The organism is Blautia parvula, assembly GCF_020215665.1.
In the GTDB taxonomy this organism is placed as follows: domain Bacteria; phylum Bacillota; class Clostridia; order Lachnospirales; family Lachnospiraceae; genus Blautia; species Blautia celeris.
The window spans coordinates 413,177-427,933 of record NZ_CP084061.1 but is presented as its reverse complement, the minus strand read 5'-3'; the positions used below and the strand labels follow the sequence as shown (position 1 = coordinate 427,933).

Genomic DNA, 14,757 nt, shown 5'->3' with positions numbered 1-14,757 from the left:
GAACCGGCTGATTAAAGATAAAATTAAAAATAAAAATCATATTTAGGAGGACAGACATATGAAAGAAATCAAAACCGTTGCACTCATCGGGCTTGGAGCCATTGGAAGCTTTCTGGCATCACATTTAAAATACGCGCTGGAATACAACAGCCTGCGGATCATTGCCGGCGGGGAGCGCAAAAAAAGGCTGGAAAAAAACGGTATTATCGTAAATGGAGAACCTCTGTATTTTCATGTGGTATCCCCTGAGGAAGAAATGGAACCTGCTGACCTGGTCATCCTGATCACAAAAATGGGTGGGCTTCAGCAGGCTGTAAAAGATGTAAAAAACCAGGTAGGACCTGATACCATTCTCATGTGCCCCTTAAACGGGGTGGAGAGCGAGGAGGTCGTTGCCGAAACATACGGGTGGGAACATCTGCTCTACTCCATCGCCAGAGTCAGTGTAGTGATGAAGGGAAATGAGGTCAGCTTCCGGCAGGAGAACGCGCGCTTTGAGATCGGGGAACGGGACAACACGGTGATCTCCCCGCAGGTGCAGGCCGTGAAGAATCTGTTTGACCGGGCCAATATAAAGTGTATTGTGCCGAAGGATATGGTGTATGATATGTGGCATAAGTTTATGTGCAATGTGAGCGAAAACCAGAGTGCCGCTATTCTGGGGATTCCTTTTGGGGCATGGGTAGTCAGTGAACATGCCAATGCGATACGGGAGGCTGCCATGCGGGAGGTGGTGGCGATTGCAAACAAAAAGGGGATTCCCTTGTCCGAGGAGGATATTGTGGCCCAGAGAAAGGTGTTTCCCAGGATTCCTTATGAGAATAAACCATCGACTCTGCAGGATATTGAGGCGGGGAGGAAGACAGAGGTGGATATTTTTGCGGGGGCTGTGATTCGGATGGGGAAGGAAGTGGGGGTGGAGACGCCTTTGAATGAGTTTTTTTATCATGGGATACGGGTGTTGGAGGAGAAGAATGAAGGGGTGATTTAAAATAAGGGGACGGAGGAGCCGCGCCGGATGGGGGCCGAGGGTGTGAATCTGTTGGCGCGGCTCCTCCTGGTTTTTTAAGGCACTACATTCTGAAAAGAAAAAACCTGCCTCCTCAGATGTGTTAAACTGTGAAGGCAGGTTTTTATATACTAAAAAATTTATTATTTATTGCGGCTGCCGCGGTATTTTTCTTCGCAGTATTTGCAGCGGTAGATTTCTTTTTCGGGGTCGGCCAGGATGAAGACCTGGTCTAATTCCTGTTCGATGGAGGTGATGCAGCGGGGGTTGCGGCACTGGATCACGTTGGTGATCTGTTTAGGCAGCTCCAGTTCTTTTTTCTGGACGATCTCGCCGTCTTTTATGATGTTAACGGTAATAGTGTGGTCAATGAAGCCGAGGATGTCAAGGTTCAGGGTGTCGATAGGACATTCCACTTTGATGATGTCTTTTCTGCCCATTTTTTTGCTTCTGGCATTTTTGATGAGGGCCACACAGCAGTCCAGTTTGTCAAGCTTCAGGTCTTTGTAAATGGTCATGCATTTTCCGGCTTTGATGTGGTCAAGCACCACACCTTCGTTTAAACGGCCAACATTTAACATAAGTCCACCTCCTTGAGTAGTGTGAGAATCAGTGCCATTCTGACATAGACACCATACTGGGCCTGTTTGAAATAGGCGGCTCTCGGGTCGCTGTCCACCTCTGTGGAGATTTCATTCACACGGGGAAGGGGATGCAGCACCAGCATGTCCGGTCCGGCCAGGTCCATTTTGGCTTTGTCCAGAATGTAAAAGTCTTTCATACGGACGTAATCTTCCTCGTTGAAGAAACGCTCTTTCTGTACTCTGGTCATGTAGAGAAGGTCAAGTTTCGGAAGAACTTCCTCCAGACGCTCTACTTCCTCAAATTCATGGCCGCTGGCTTTTAACACGTCCTCTTTGATATAGTCCGGTACACGAAGCTCTTCCGGGGAGATAAGGACAAATTTTACACCTGTATAACGTACTAAAGCTTCGATCAGGGAATGCACGGTACGGCCGAATTTCAGGTCTCCGCACAGACCGATGGTGATATTATCAAGACGTCCTTTTAAAGAACGGATCGTAAGCAGATCGGTCAGGGTCTGTGTCGGATGCTGGTGGCCGCCGTCTCCGGCATTGATGACAGGGATCTCAGATGCCATGGATGCCACAAGCGGCGCCCCCTCTTTCGGATGGCGCATGGCACAGATATCTGCGTAGCAGGAAACCACGCGGATGGTATCGGCAACGCTCTCGCCTTTTGCAGCGGAACTGGAATCTGCACTGGAAAATCCCAGAACCTTGCCGCCCAGACGAAGCATAGCGGATTCAAAGCTCAAACGTGTTCTTGTACTTGGTTCATAAAACAAAGTCGCCATGATCTTGCCGTCGCAGACATGAGCGTACTTTTCCGGATTCTTTTCAATATCATTGGCCAGATTCAAGACTTTATCCAGCTCTTCCACGGAAAAATCCAGCGGACTCATCAAGTGTCTCATAGATTACCTCCTGTGTATATAATTATCATCTTGTATTCCCACAGGCGCGTTCTTCCTGTGCGATTACCATGTACTATCATATACCAGTTCAGGGGTAATTTCAAGAATTATCGGACAGTATCTTTTCAAAAAAAAGCCCTGTCACAAACCACACCGGTGCGTAGTCCAGACGGATCAATCCTTTGTAATTCAGCTTCGCCTTGCTGTAGTCCCAGGGACACATATGAAAATGCTTCAGCAGCGCGCCGCTGGTCAGCTCCGCCGCAAAGATTCCCGTCATATAAATACTGCCCCGCAGAAAGGTGGAACATCCTTTCAGGCATTTGGACACCGGCCTGATACAGGCAGCCATTCCATAAATAGGGAACATCCAGATCGAGGACTGCCCGATCAGCCGGAAATCCTTTTTCTGAATGGCATGGACTCCGGTCCACAGAATCTCCATACACCAGCCGGCAGTGCCGCAGAGCAGAAAGGTATGCTTTTTCATGCTTTTTATCTCCTGTTATTTTTCTTATTATTATGGATTTCAGAAGCTCAAATTATACAAATCCGCTAAATGACACTCGCCTAGACTGCCCGGCAGGCGCACAGTTCTTTTTATAGACATGGAATACATAGAAAAGACTTGCGTACTGTAAAGTGCCGGTGTATGATAAATAACAGAAAGTCCGCCTGCAAAACCCGGGCGGATTTAATTCAAAAAACGGAGAGGTTACAAAAGTATGTTAGATTTACAAAAAATGCGTAACGACATCGATGAAATTGACACCCGTATCGTAAAGCTCTTTGAAGAACGGATGAAAATCTGCGAGAATGTGGCGCAGTTCAAGATTGAGACAGGGAAACCTGTCTTTGATAAAAGCAGGGAACAGGAAAAACTGGACTCCCTTGGCGGCAAAGCCCACAATGACTTTAACCGCTGCGGCGTGCAGGAACTGTTCCAGCAGATCATGTCCATCAGCCGCAAACGCCAGTACCAGCTTCTTCAGGAAAACGGCATGGAAGAAAAATCAGACTTTGTCAAAATAGATGGCTTGAAAAAGCAAAATGCCACGGTGGTGTTCCAGGGCGTGGAGGGTGCCTACAGTTTTGCCGCCATGCACACTTTTTTCGGAGCGGAGATCAAAAGCTTTTCTGTGGATACCTGGAAGGATGCCATGGAGGCCATCCGGATGGAAAAAGCTGACTTTGCCGTACTCCCCATTGAAAATTCCACAGCCGGTATTGTCCAGGATATTTACGACCTGCTCACAGAGTACGACCATGTGATCGTGGGCGAGCAGATCATTCCCTGTGAGCATGTGCTCATGGGACTTCCCGGCACATCCCTTTCCCATATCCACACGGTCTACTCCCATCCCCAGGCGCTGATGCAGTGCAGGGAGTTCCTGGAAAAGCACAGGGACTGGCAGCAGATGGAGTGGAACAATACCGCCGCCGCTGCCAAGAAAGTCGCTGATGAGAAAAACCCGGCACAGGCTGCCATTGCGAGCCGTTACGCGGCTGAACATTTCGGCCTCGCCGTTCTGGAGGAAGGGATATACTCCAATGTGAACAATTCCACACGTTTTATCATTGTCACCAGGGAGAAAATCTTCTGCCGGGATGCCCGTAAGATCAGTGTCAGCTATGAACTTCCCCATGAGAGCGGAAGTCTGTATAACAGCCTCTCCCACTTTATTTACAATGGGCTGAACATGACGAAGATCGAATCCCGCCCCATTATGGAGCGCAACTGGGAATACCGCTTCTTCGTGGATTTTGAGGGAAATCTAAGTGACAGCGCAGTCAAAAATGCCCTGCGCGGCCTGAAATCCGAGGCCCGGAATCTTCGGGTACACGGAAATTACTAAAAACAAAAGAAGGAAAAACCATGAAAAACATCAATGAATGCATCCTATACCGCAATTTTGACCAGGAGGAGACACTGGAAAGCATGTTCTCCATCCTCCTGGCCTGTGAAACAAAAGACCCGTCTCTTGCAGAGTTAAGAGAACTCTTCTACCGGTGTACCGGCCAGCTTGTGGAGATGGCCGGCTCCTTTGGCTTTGCCGGCAACCTTTGGCACAATTATCTGACCTTTCTGCTGGTCAACCATGAAAACGCCTTCAGCACAGCCTGCGAGATTGTAGGCCCGGTAAAAGGCAGCATCAACGATTTTGCAAAACACGACTTTACCATATTCAAGGAACTGTTCGACTTTGACCTGACAGCTCTTGATCAGGCTTTCGGCACTTCCTGCTGTTCCCTGATCTGCGATTACACCAATGTGGATGAGAACAGCAAGCTGTTCAACAAGCGCATCCGCGACCGCATCTGTACGCTGAGCCGGCGGCTTGGCCAGGCAGAGGATGTGGAGGAATTCATGAATGATATGGTGGAATTCTATAAGGATTTCGGCGTGGGCAAGCTGGGCCTCCACAAAGCCTTCCGTCTGGAACATCTGCAGACAGAGGCCAATGCGCGCATTGTCCCCATCACAAAGATAGCCCATGTACAGCTTGATGACCTGGTGGGCTACGAGATTGCAAAGAAAAAGCTTATCGACAACACAGAAGCCTTTATCCAGGGAAAACGCGCCAACAACTGTCTTCTCTTTGGTGACGCGGGCACAGGGAAATCCTCCAGCATCAAAGCCATCCTGAATCAGTATTACGAACAGGGTCTCCGCATTATTGAAATCTACAAACACCAGTTCCAGGATTTAAACGACGTCATTGCCCAGATCAAGAACCGCAATTACAAATTCATCATCTATATGGATGACCTGTCCTTTGAGGACTTCGAGATTGAATATAAATATCTGAAGGCCGTGATCGAAGGCGGTCTGGAGAAAAAGCCGGACAATATTCTGATCTACGCCACCTCCAACCGCCGCCATCTGGTCCGCGAGCGTTTCAGCGACAAGGAGGACAGAAACGATGACCTGCACACAAACGACACGGTACAGGAAAAGCTCTCCCTGGTATCCCGCTTTGGTGTGACCATCTATTTCGGTTCCCCGGACAAAAAAGAATTCCAGGAGATCGTTACCTCCCTGGCCCGGCGAAACGGCATTACCATGGACCGGGATGAACTGCTCCTGAAAGCCAACGCCTGGGAACTCCAGCACGGCGGCTTCTCCGGCCGTACAGCCCAGCAGTTTATCGACTACCTTCTGGGACAGCAGTAACAGCAAAACGCCTGGTATGCATGCATGGCCAAAACTCCGAAGAGTTCCGGTCAGACATACATACCAGGCGTTTTTCCTTTTGTTTCAAGCAGAACTGTAAGCCGGGTTATGTCGTGAACGATCATCTGTCTAGTTCTGCTGTTGCCAGCAGACTCAAGCGACCCACCTAAAAGCGTGACGGGCAGCCACATTGCTTTTCATTCGGTCTTGCTTCGGATGGGGTTTACATATGCCCTCCCTGTTACCAGGAAGGCGGTAGTCTCTTACACTGCCCTTCCACCCTTACCAGTGAAACACTGGCGGTACATTTCTGTTGCACTATCCTTGGAGTCACCTCCACCGGACGTTATCCGGCATCCTGCCCTGCGAAGCCCGGACTTTCCTCACCTGGCCCCTTTCGGTCCTGCCAGCCGCGATCATTCATTCTACTTGACACAAACGTCATTTTAACACAGCAAAACCAATTTGTAAATAACCAAAAATGCCTGCCGCACCCATTCCCTTCCCCGGATCGTTACTGTTCACTGCGTGCCCAGTAACACGCTTCGCGATGCACACAAAATGCAATAAATTGCATTTTGGCGCTGGCCAACTCGGGATTTTGCTTCGCAAAACACCTCGCGGAACATTGGCCGTGAACCGTAACCCCAGATCATACATCAAAACAGCCGCCTCCGATAAATTCCCTGAGAATGGAGTTATGGGGCACCGCATCTGCCGGCATTCCCACGAAATAATCCAGGAATTTCAGTATCCTCTTTGCCTCATTGTACTCCGGCTCTTCCGGTGTGATCCCGAAAAGCAGGGGCTCCGCGTACATTTTCAGCACCGCCAGCTCATAGATGAGAGCGGAATTAAACATCACATCCGCAGACTCCTGATAGGGGAAAATGTACTGCTCCTCCCCTCTTCTCACGGAATTCCACATGGCGATAGTATGCTTTGCAGAGGTTCCTCTTGTCCTGGAATCCCTGACGATCCGCCTTATGAGCCTGCCGTCTGTTGTGGGAATCCTGTTGTGTTCATCAATGTTGATCTGGGTCAGGGCGCTCACATATATTTTAAACTTGCTCTCCTTCGGCAGTGTCTCACTGAGCTTGTCATTCAGCCCGTGAATCCCCTCTATGACCAGAATGTCATCTGCGCCGAGCTGCAGATAATCACCCTTGTACTCTCTCTGACCGATCTTAAAATTAAAGGACGGCAGTTCCACTCGTTCTCCTCTTAAAAGTGCATTCATATCCTCATTAAACTGCCGGATATCAATGGCCTCCAGGCACTCAAAATTATAATTCCCATGCTCATCCAGCGGGGTCTGCTCCCTGTTCAGGAAATAATTGTCCACTGCAATGGGATGGGGATGCAGTCCATGGGCAGAAAGCTGAATGGACAGCCTGTGGGAAAATGTGGTCTTACCCGAGGAGGAGGGCCCCGCGATCATGATAAACTTCTTGTCTCCCGCAGCCACGATCTGGTCTGCGATCTTGGATATTTTGCCCTCCTGGAGCGCTTCGGCAATGAGGATCAGTTCGTTTGCCCCCTGCTGCGTCACCTGTCCGTTCAAATCCCCTACGGTGTCTGTCTGCATCATCTCACCCCAGCGGCCGGACTCCTTCTGCACCTGGAATATTTTCGGCTGCGGATGAAACGGCGGCACAGTCTCCGGGTCTTTCTGCTCCGGAAGCTGGAGCACGAATCCCTCGTCGTAGGGATACAGATCAAAATATTTGAGATATCCCGTATGATTTACCATGAAGCCGTAAAAATAATCCTCAAAATCACCCAGACTGTATATGTTGACCCTGGATACCCGGCGGTACCGGAACAGTTTCTCCTTGTCATACATTCCGTGGTTGTGGAAAATTTCAATGGCCTCGTCCGTGCCCACGCTCCGCTTCAAAATGGGGATTCTTTCCTCCACAAGCTGCAGCATGTATGCCTTGACCTCAGCCAGGAATTTTTCGTCTATCTTAACATTTCCGTCGATGGTGAAGTAATATCCTGAGCTGACAGAATAATGAAGGACAGCCTTCTTTATATTTTCATGGCCTGCCACATGATAGACCGCCTTTAAGACAAGCAGGGAGGCGCTTCTCTTATATGTCTTATGTCCGATCTCATCCGCAGTGGTCACAAATTCCAGAGTGCCCGGTTTTTTCAATTTTTTATGCAGCTCACAGAGCTTGCCGTTCTTCATCACCAGCACAATGGGATATCTGGTTGTCCCCTCATACTCCTCCACGATCTTCGCGTATGGCGTGCCGTACGGATATTCTTTTGTCTTTCCCAGAATCTTTACCGCTATATTTCTGTCGCTCATAGATACCTCCTGTTCACTTATCACTTCTTTTATAATAAAGTGTCCGGTGCACCGGACTCGCCCCACCGGAATGGACCGCTTGCGGCCAGTATCAAAAAACGCACCGGCTCTGCTTCGCCGGTGCATCACAGTTTAACTCCGTTATATCAGTCTATGCACTTTACAGGGCAGTTATTCTGACCCGCCCGATCTAAGTTCAAAGGACTGCACAGGGATGCCGGACTTCCATCTTGCTCACTTCCAGTTCAGGCAGCTTTTTCGCAAGCTTACGCCTCATATATTCCATAAATATATATTCGGTTCCGTAATGTCCCGCGTCAATGATACATACCCCCTGTGCCACCGCGTCAATGGCAGTGTGGTAATCCACGTCTCCGGTTATATAGACCTGTGCCTTTTTTTCCATGACATCCTTCATGAGACTCTTGCCCGAGCCGGTGCAGACAGCGGCCCGTTCCACCTCTGTATCCAGACTGCCGTAAACCGTCACATGGGGAAGCTCAAACTGTTCTTTTACAAACAGCGCACAGTCTTTCAGCGTCATTTTACAGGGAAGGGAACCGATTCTTCCGATTCCTTCTCTTCGCTCCCCCTCCTCAAAAGTCACTTCCAGCACTTCACGGTCTGTCAGCTTAAGGATATCCGCGCTCAAATCCGCCATGCCCAGAATGTCAAAGTTGGTATGCATGGCATAATAACTGATATGATTCCCGATCAGTCCAATGATCCTGCGGCCGATAAAATCCTCCGCCACCACGCGTTTCATACCGGAAAAAATCAGAGGATGGTGGGTGATCATCATATCCGCGCCGAAATCAATGGCTGCCTTCAGAGTCTCATCTGTCACATCAAGCGCAAGGAAAACTTTTTTGACTTCCCTCTCCCTGTCGCCAGCCAGAAGCCCCACATTGTCCCAGCTTTCCGCAAAGGACGGGTTATATTCTTTTTCCAAAATTTCTATAATCTCTTTACATTTCATATCTGTTGCCTCGCATGTTTCTGACAGATACCGGATATGGGCTTCTGTCCGCTGCTGTCAAGCCCAAGCGCTTTTTTAATATAAAAAAGCTCCTGTTCCAATTCCAAAAGCCGCTCTCTGCCTGTCCTGGTATCCGTGTTCTTTAAATGCTCCATGATTTTTTCCACAGAGGACTGTTCCTTTAAAAGAAACTGCTTAAGAACCGGATTCCGGTTTTTCAGAAGAGCACTGCCAAAGAGATACTCGATCTCCTCCTCATAGCACTGTTCCCCGCGTATGGCTTTCATCATGGGGTAATATTTACCGTCCTCAAACACCATATCCTCCGCCGTGATCCGGTACCCGTGGTCCAGCAGAAAATGCCGGAACCGGCCGATCTCCGACTGAGGCTGAAGAACCAGCTCCGATACGGTGTTCAGCACCTCGCTGCCCTCTGTCAGGATCTTCTCCATGAGCGGGCCGCCCATGCCGGCTATGATGACGGTATCCGCCTCACCGGCTGACAGGGCTTTTACACCATCAGAGAGGCGGGTTTCTATGTATTTTCCCAGCCCATATTCCCTGATATGCTCCTCTGCCCGAAGAAGAGGACCCCGGTTTACATCCATGGCAATGGCTCCCGGTATCCTTCCTTCCAGATACAGATAAATAGGAATATAGCCGTGGTCACACCCCACATCCGCGATCCTGCTGCCGGGTGTCACCAGGGATGCCACAGCGCGAAGCCTGTCCGAAAGCTGCACATTCTTCATACTGTTCATCCTTAATCCAGATAATCCTTTAATTTGCGGCTGCGGCTGGGGTGGCGCAGTTTACGGAGTGCTTTCGCCTCGATCTGGCGGATACGCTCCCTGGTCACATTGAACTCCTTGCCCACTTCTTCCAGTGTCCTGGCTCTTCCGTCATCCAAGCCGAAGCGCAGGCGGAGAACCTTCTGCTCTCTGTCTGTCAGCGTGTTTAAAACCTCCACTAGCTGTTCTTTTAAAAGTGTGAAGGCAGCGGCGTCTGCCGGGACAGGCACATTGTCATCCTGGATAAAATCTCCCAGATGGCTGTCTTCCTCCTCACCGATGGGAGTCTCCAGGGATACGGGTTCCTGGGAGATCTTCAGGATCTCACGGACTCTGTCCACAGACATATCCATCTTCTCTGCAATCTCCTCCGGCTGCGGCTCTCTGCCCAGTTCCTGCAGAAGCTGGCGTGACACACGGATCAGTTTGTTGATGGTCTCCACCATATGCACAGGGATACGGATGGTACGTGCCTGGTCTGCAATGGCTCTTGTGATGGCCTGGCGGATCCACCAGGTAGCATATGTGGAGAATTTATATCCTTTTCTGTAGTCAAACTTTTCCACAGCTTTGATAAGACCCAGATTTCCCTCCTGGATCAGATCCAGAAACAGCATACCGCGCCCTACATAACGTTTCGCGATGCTGACAACCAATCTTAAGTTGGCCTCTGCCAGACGTTTCTTGGCCGCCTCGTCTCCCTCTTCCATACGCTTTGCCAGCTCAATTTCCTCCTCTGCGGACAGAAGGGGCACCTTGCCGATCTCTTTTAAATACATGCGGACAGGATCTTCGATGCTGACACCTTCCGGAACGGAAAGGTCGATATTCTCCACATCTACCTCTTCCTCCTCGTCCAGGTTGATGCCGTCATCATCGCTGATGATAAAAACATCCTCATCGCTCTCCGGAATGCGCAGCACGTCAATACCGCAGGATTCCAGATAGTCAAATACTTTGTCTAGGGCGTCAGGGTCCAGGGGCATTTCCTTGAAATGGTCATTGATCTCCTGATATTCCAGGACATTTTTCTTTTTCTTTCCCAGCTCCACCAATTCCTGCAGTTTTTCGCTGAATTTCGCCATGTTCATTTCCATAAAATGTTCCATCCTCTCATTACTTAATTATATCTTTGCCTCAATCAAAAGAAATATGCAGTGTTACCTTTCCACTTTCAATTTCTTCCAGATGTTTTTTTGCCTCTACAAGTCTCTGCAGGCCTGCAATGTCCGTCGGCGCCAGAGACTGGCTCTGGTGCGCAATGCTGTCCCGTTTCATCCTGCAGACGGTTTCCCGAAGAGCGCGCCTGCGCTCCTGGTCATTTTCCAGATGCAGGGTTGCGTGAAATAAGGATGTAACTTCCTTTTGTTCTTCGCTGTCAGTGAACCGGTTCAAAAGCTTAGCCGGATTGACCTCCCCTTGTTCGTGCTGTTCAAATAAAAGTTCTGCCACCTGATGAAACAGGGGCGTTGTAAAATCATCCGGGCCTATATAGCCCTCAATGGTGTCAAACATTTTCGGATAGGAGGTAAGCCAGGTCAGCATCAGCTTCTGGGAAGCGTCTCTGCCGTCCTCTTTCTTCTCCCGTTTCCGCTCTTTTGCAGGGGCCTTCGGTTTTGCCGAGATGCCCGTGCCTGACAGGGCCAGGTTATTCACCATGCGCCGCAGGTCTTCATAACGTATCTGGTATTTCCGGGAAATACTCTCCATGTAATTGTTACGCTCAAGTTCCTCCGGAAATTCCAGCAGTTTTTTTGCAATTGCTCTGTAAAATTCTGTTTTGTCCTCAGGATCCGCCAGATTATACTGCCGTTCCATGACCTGTACCTCAAACAGAAAATAGTTCATAGCCTCAGAAAGCCGTTTTTCAAAAGCCTCCTGTCCCTCAGCCTTGATAAATTCATCCGGGTCCTTGTAAGGCGCCAGATTCACCACTCTGGGCTTGATGCCTGCCTCCCTGAGAATGGGAATTCCCCTGAGTGCGGCTTTCTGCCCGGCCTCATCACTGTCATAGGTGAGAAGCACTTCCTTGGTGTAGCGGCTCATAAGGCTGGCATGTCCGCTTGTAAGAGCCGTTCCCAGGGACGCCACTGCATTGGTAAAGCCTGCCTGGTGCATGGAGATCACATCCATATACCCCTCACAGACGATCAGATAGTTCTTCCTGGATTTTCTGGCAATGTTAAGCCCGTACAGGTTTCGGCTCTTGTCAAAGATCTTCGTCTCCGGTGAGTTCAGATATTTGGGCTTGGCGTCGCCCATGACGCGGCCGCCGAAACCGATCACCCGGTTATTTACATCCATAATGGGAAACATGACACGGTTCCAGAACTTGTCATGCATTCCATATCTCTCATCCGCGGAGAACAGGCCGGACTCTTTTAAAATGGCATCGGAATAGCCTTTTCCTTTCAGATACCGGTACAGGCTGTCCGAATATTTGCTGGAATAGCCAAGCCCGAAACTCTTAATGGTCTCATCCGACAATTCCCTGTTTTTCAGATACTCATAAGCCTGCCTGCCGCTCTCCTGCTTTAATTGATAATAGTAGTAGGAGGCTGCTTTTTTGTTCACCTCCAGAAGAACCGTCTTCAAATCCGCGGCAGCCCTCTGTTCTTTGGAATACTCTCCCTCCGGCAGTTTTACCCCTGCCCGCTCAGCCAGGTATTTCACAGCCTCTATGAAGGTGAAATTCTCATACTCCATTATAAAGGTGAACACATTTCCCCCTGCCCCGCACCCGAAGCAGTAATACATCTGCTTGCCGGGGCTTACGGAAAAGGAGGGTGATTTTTCATTGTGGAAAGGGCACAGGCCAAAGTAGGAGCTGCCCTTTTTCTGCAGCCGCACATAACCGGAAATGACATCCACAATGTCATTTTTCATGCGGACTTCTTCAATTATGTCATCGGAATAAAACATCTAGTAAACACTCCATCCTTTCGGAACAAAAATATCCCTGAATTTTTCCATGGAATATTGATCCGTCATACCGGAAATATAGTCACAGACAACCCGGTTCATCTCCTCACCGTCCCTAAGCAGCCGTTTATACTCCTCGGACATCTGATCCGGCTTGGTGCTGTAGTAGCCGTACAGGGCTTCCACCAGGTTCTCCGCCTTTTCCTCTTCCTCTTTCGCAACGGGATTCAGATAGACATTCTGGAACATAATGTTCCGAAGGTCACGCAGTCCCTCCTCAATCTCAGGGGACATGCGTATGGTATCTTTCCCTCTGCTGTTGTCCACAATATCATGAATAAAGGTGTTAAGCCGTTCTTTTGTGTTCTCACCCAGTAAAAGGCGCAGGGTAATGGGAATATCATCTTCTGTGATGACCCCTGCCCGCTGGGCATCATCCATATCGTGATGGATATAGGATATCTTGTCGCAGAGCCGTACGATCTGTCCCTCCAGGGTATGGGGAGAACCGCTGGTCCTGTGGTTCAGGATTCCGTCCCGCACCTCCCAGGTAAGATTGAGTCCCTCGCCGTTCTTCTCCAGACACTCCACCACTCGAATGCTCTGCCTGTAATGGGCAAATCCAAGAGGGCAGACCCTGTCAAGGGCTCTCTCCCCCGCATGTCCGAAGGGCGTATGCCCCAGATCATGCCCCAGAGCAATGGCCTCAACCAGATCATCATTCAGCCTCAGGGCCTTCGCAATAGTTCTGGCAGTCTGGGAAACTTCCAGGGTATGGGTCAGACGGTTCCTGTAGTGATCCCCCTGCGGCGCCAGAAAGACCTGGGTCTTATCCTTCAGTCTCCGAAAAGACTTACAGTGCAGGATCCTGTCCCGGTCCCGCTGGTACACCGTCCGGATATCACACTCCTCCTCATAACGGTCCCTGCCCCTGCTGTCCCTGCTGTGGGCAGCATAAGGACTTAACAGTTCCATCTCCCTTTGTTCCATTTCCTCACGGATATTCATTCGGCAGCTCACCTTCTCTCTTCAAAAGCAAAGCCAGTAAAAAAACTTTCTCATATATATTATTACGCATAAAACAGGGATTTCCTTTTTCTTTGGCAAAAATTTCGCAATTTTTTTCTTTCCCCGCACATTCCCTCATAAACAGCAAAAATTTCCCGGCAGAGCGGCCAATCTTTTTCCTCTGCCGGGAAATTCGTGCATATCTCCCGTAATTCTACTCCATATATGCCTCTTTCAGCATGGCGATCTCCCTTGCGTATCCCTCCAGGTCGTTGGGTGTCTCCAGATAAAAGGGCAGTTTTCTCAAACTCGGGTGATTGATGATCCGCTTCATGGCCTCAAATCCAATCTTTCCCTCTCCGATTTTGGCATGTCTGTCCTTATGGCTCCCAAACCCGAACATACTGTCATTCAAATGTACCGCCTTCAGCCTGTCAAGTCCTATCACTCGGTCAAACTCTGTCAGGACACCGTCCAGGTCCCCCACAATATCGTATCCGCCGTCATACACATGGCAGGTATCCAGACACACTCCCATTTTCTCCTGAAGCTCCACCCGGTCCAGGATCTCTCTTAACTCCTCAAAGGTCCTGCCCACCTCACTGCCCTTTCCGGCCATGGTTTCAAGCAGCACTGTGGTCCGCTGTTCCTTTGAAAGAATCTCATTCAGCATCCCGGCTATATAGGTGATCCCAATCTCTACCCCCTGCTTCACATGGCTGCCCGGATGAAAATTGTAACAGTTTCCCGGCGTGTATTCCATTCTCTTTAAATCATCCGCCATGGTGTTTTTGGCAAACTCCCGGATTCCCTCATCCGCGGAACAGCCATTCAGGGTATAGGGCGCGTGGGCAAGAATACAGGGAAAATCCTGCTCCTGTGCAAGCTTCAAAAATTTTTCCACATCCTCCTCCTTTATCTCCTTCGCCTTACCGCCTCTGGGGTTTCTGGTAAAAAACTGAAAGGTGTTTGCCTGTATCTTAACCGCTTCTTTCCCCATGGCCTCGTATCCTTTGGCTGAGGATAAATGACATCCTATTGTCAGCATATAATTT

At 49.5% G+C, this 14,757-nt stretch carries 13 protein-coding genes and 1 other RNA gene; 3 read left to right on the top strand and 11 right to left on the bottom strand.

Annotated elements, in window-relative coordinates:
- Window positions 1-58: 58 nt before the first annotated feature.
- Complete coding sequence (locus LC508_RS02080; protein WP_103732769.1) at window positions 59-991, top strand: ketopantoate reductase family protein; 933 nt, start codon at window positions 59-61, stop codon at window positions 989-991.
- 161 nt (window positions 992-1,152) lie between these two features.
- Here LC508_RS02080 and LC508_RS02075 read toward each other — a convergent pair whose 3' ends face one another.
- From LC508_RS02075 to LC508_RS02065, 3 genes are all read right to left on the bottom strand, one after another.
- Window positions 1,153-1,590, bottom strand: coding sequence for an aspartate carbamoyltransferase regulatory subunit (locus tag LC508_RS02075; RefSeq protein ID WP_033143348.1), 438 nt, complete (start codon window positions 1,588-1,590; stop codon window positions 1,153-1,155).
- Window positions 1,584-2,507, bottom strand: coding sequence for an aspartate carbamoyltransferase (gene pyrB / locus LC508_RS02070; RefSeq protein ID WP_033143347.1), 924 nt, complete (start codon window positions 2,505-2,507; stop codon window positions 1,584-1,586). Before pyrB ends, LC508_RS02075 begins: the two co-directional genes overlap by 7 nt.
- A gap of 100 nt (window positions 2,508-2,607) precedes the next feature.
- Window positions 2,608-2,997: a putative ABC transporter permease gene (locus tag LC508_RS02065; RefSeq protein ID WP_033143346.1), complete on the bottom strand. Its 390-nt coding sequence runs from the start codon at window positions 2,995-2,997 to the stop codon at window positions 2,608-2,610.
- A 235-nt stretch (window positions 2,998-3,232) separates the two neighbouring features.
- On the opposite strand from LC508_RS02065, the gene pheA reads away from it, so the two are divergent.
- Both pheA and LC508_RS02055 read left to right on the top strand, forming a co-directional pair.
- On the top strand, window positions 3,233-4,363 hold the full coding sequence (gene pheA, locus LC508_RS02060; RefSeq protein WP_103732768.1) for a prephenate dehydratase: 1,131 nt from the start codon (window positions 3,233-3,235) through the stop codon (window positions 4,361-4,363).
- Window positions 4,364-4,383: 20 nt separating this feature from the next.
- Window positions 4,384-5,682 carry an ATP-binding protein gene (locus tag LC508_RS02055; protein WP_033143344.1) on the top strand — a complete coding sequence of 433 codons (1,299 nt, stop codon included), beginning with the start codon at window positions 4,384-4,386 and terminating at the stop codon, window positions 5,680-5,682.
- Window positions 5,683-5,763: 81 nt separating this feature from the next.
- Here the strand turns inward: LC508_RS02055 and rnpB are convergent.
- From rnpB to LC508_RS02015, 8 genes are all read right to left on the bottom strand, one after another.
- Window positions 5,764-6,114: RNase P RNA component class A (gene rnpB / locus LC508_RS02050), an RNA gene on the bottom strand.
- Between the two features lie 220 nt (window positions 6,115-6,334).
- Window positions 6,335-8,002 (bottom strand): nucleoside kinase, encoded by a 1,668-nt coding sequence (locus LC508_RS02045; protein WP_033143555.1) that lies wholly within the window; start codon window positions 8,000-8,002, stop codon window positions 6,335-6,337.
- Window positions 8,003-8,198: 196 nt separating this feature from the next.
- Complete coding sequence (locus LC508_RS02040; protein ID WP_118594139.1) at window positions 8,199-8,981, bottom strand: Nif3-like dinuclear metal center hexameric protein; 783 nt, start codon at window positions 8,979-8,981, stop codon at window positions 8,199-8,201.
- Window positions 8,978-9,733: a tRNA (adenine(22)-N(1))-methyltransferase gene (locus tag LC508_RS02035; protein ID WP_181014574.1), complete on the bottom strand. Its 756-nt coding sequence runs from the start codon at window positions 9,731-9,733 to the stop codon at window positions 8,978-8,980. Before LC508_RS02035 ends, LC508_RS02040 begins: the two co-directional genes overlap by 4 nt.
- A gap of 11 nt (window positions 9,734-9,744) precedes the next feature.
- Complete coding sequence (gene rpoD, locus LC508_RS02030; protein WP_033143553.1) at window positions 9,745-10,869, bottom strand: RNA polymerase sigma factor RpoD; 1,125 nt, start codon at window positions 10,867-10,869, stop codon at window positions 9,745-9,747.
- A 40-nt stretch (window positions 10,870-10,909) separates the two neighbouring features.
- Complete coding sequence (gene dnaG, locus LC508_RS02025) at window positions 10,910-12,694, bottom strand: DNA primase (protein ID WP_033143552.1); 1,785 nt, start codon at window positions 12,692-12,694, stop codon at window positions 10,910-10,912.
- Window positions 12,695-13,702 carry a deoxyguanosinetriphosphate triphosphohydrolase gene (locus tag LC508_RS02020; protein WP_033143551.1) on the bottom strand — a complete coding sequence of 336 codons (1,008 nt, stop codon included), beginning with the start codon at window positions 13,700-13,702 and terminating at the stop codon, window positions 12,695-12,697.
- 214 nt (window positions 13,703-13,916) lie between these two features.
- The gene (locus LC508_RS02015) at window positions 13,917-14,750 is read right to left on the bottom strand and encodes a deoxyribonuclease IV (protein ID WP_033143550.1); all 834 of its coding nucleotides are present in this window, start codon (window positions 14,748-14,750) and stop codon (window positions 13,917-13,919) included.
- Window positions 14,751-14,757: the final 7 nt, after the last annotated feature.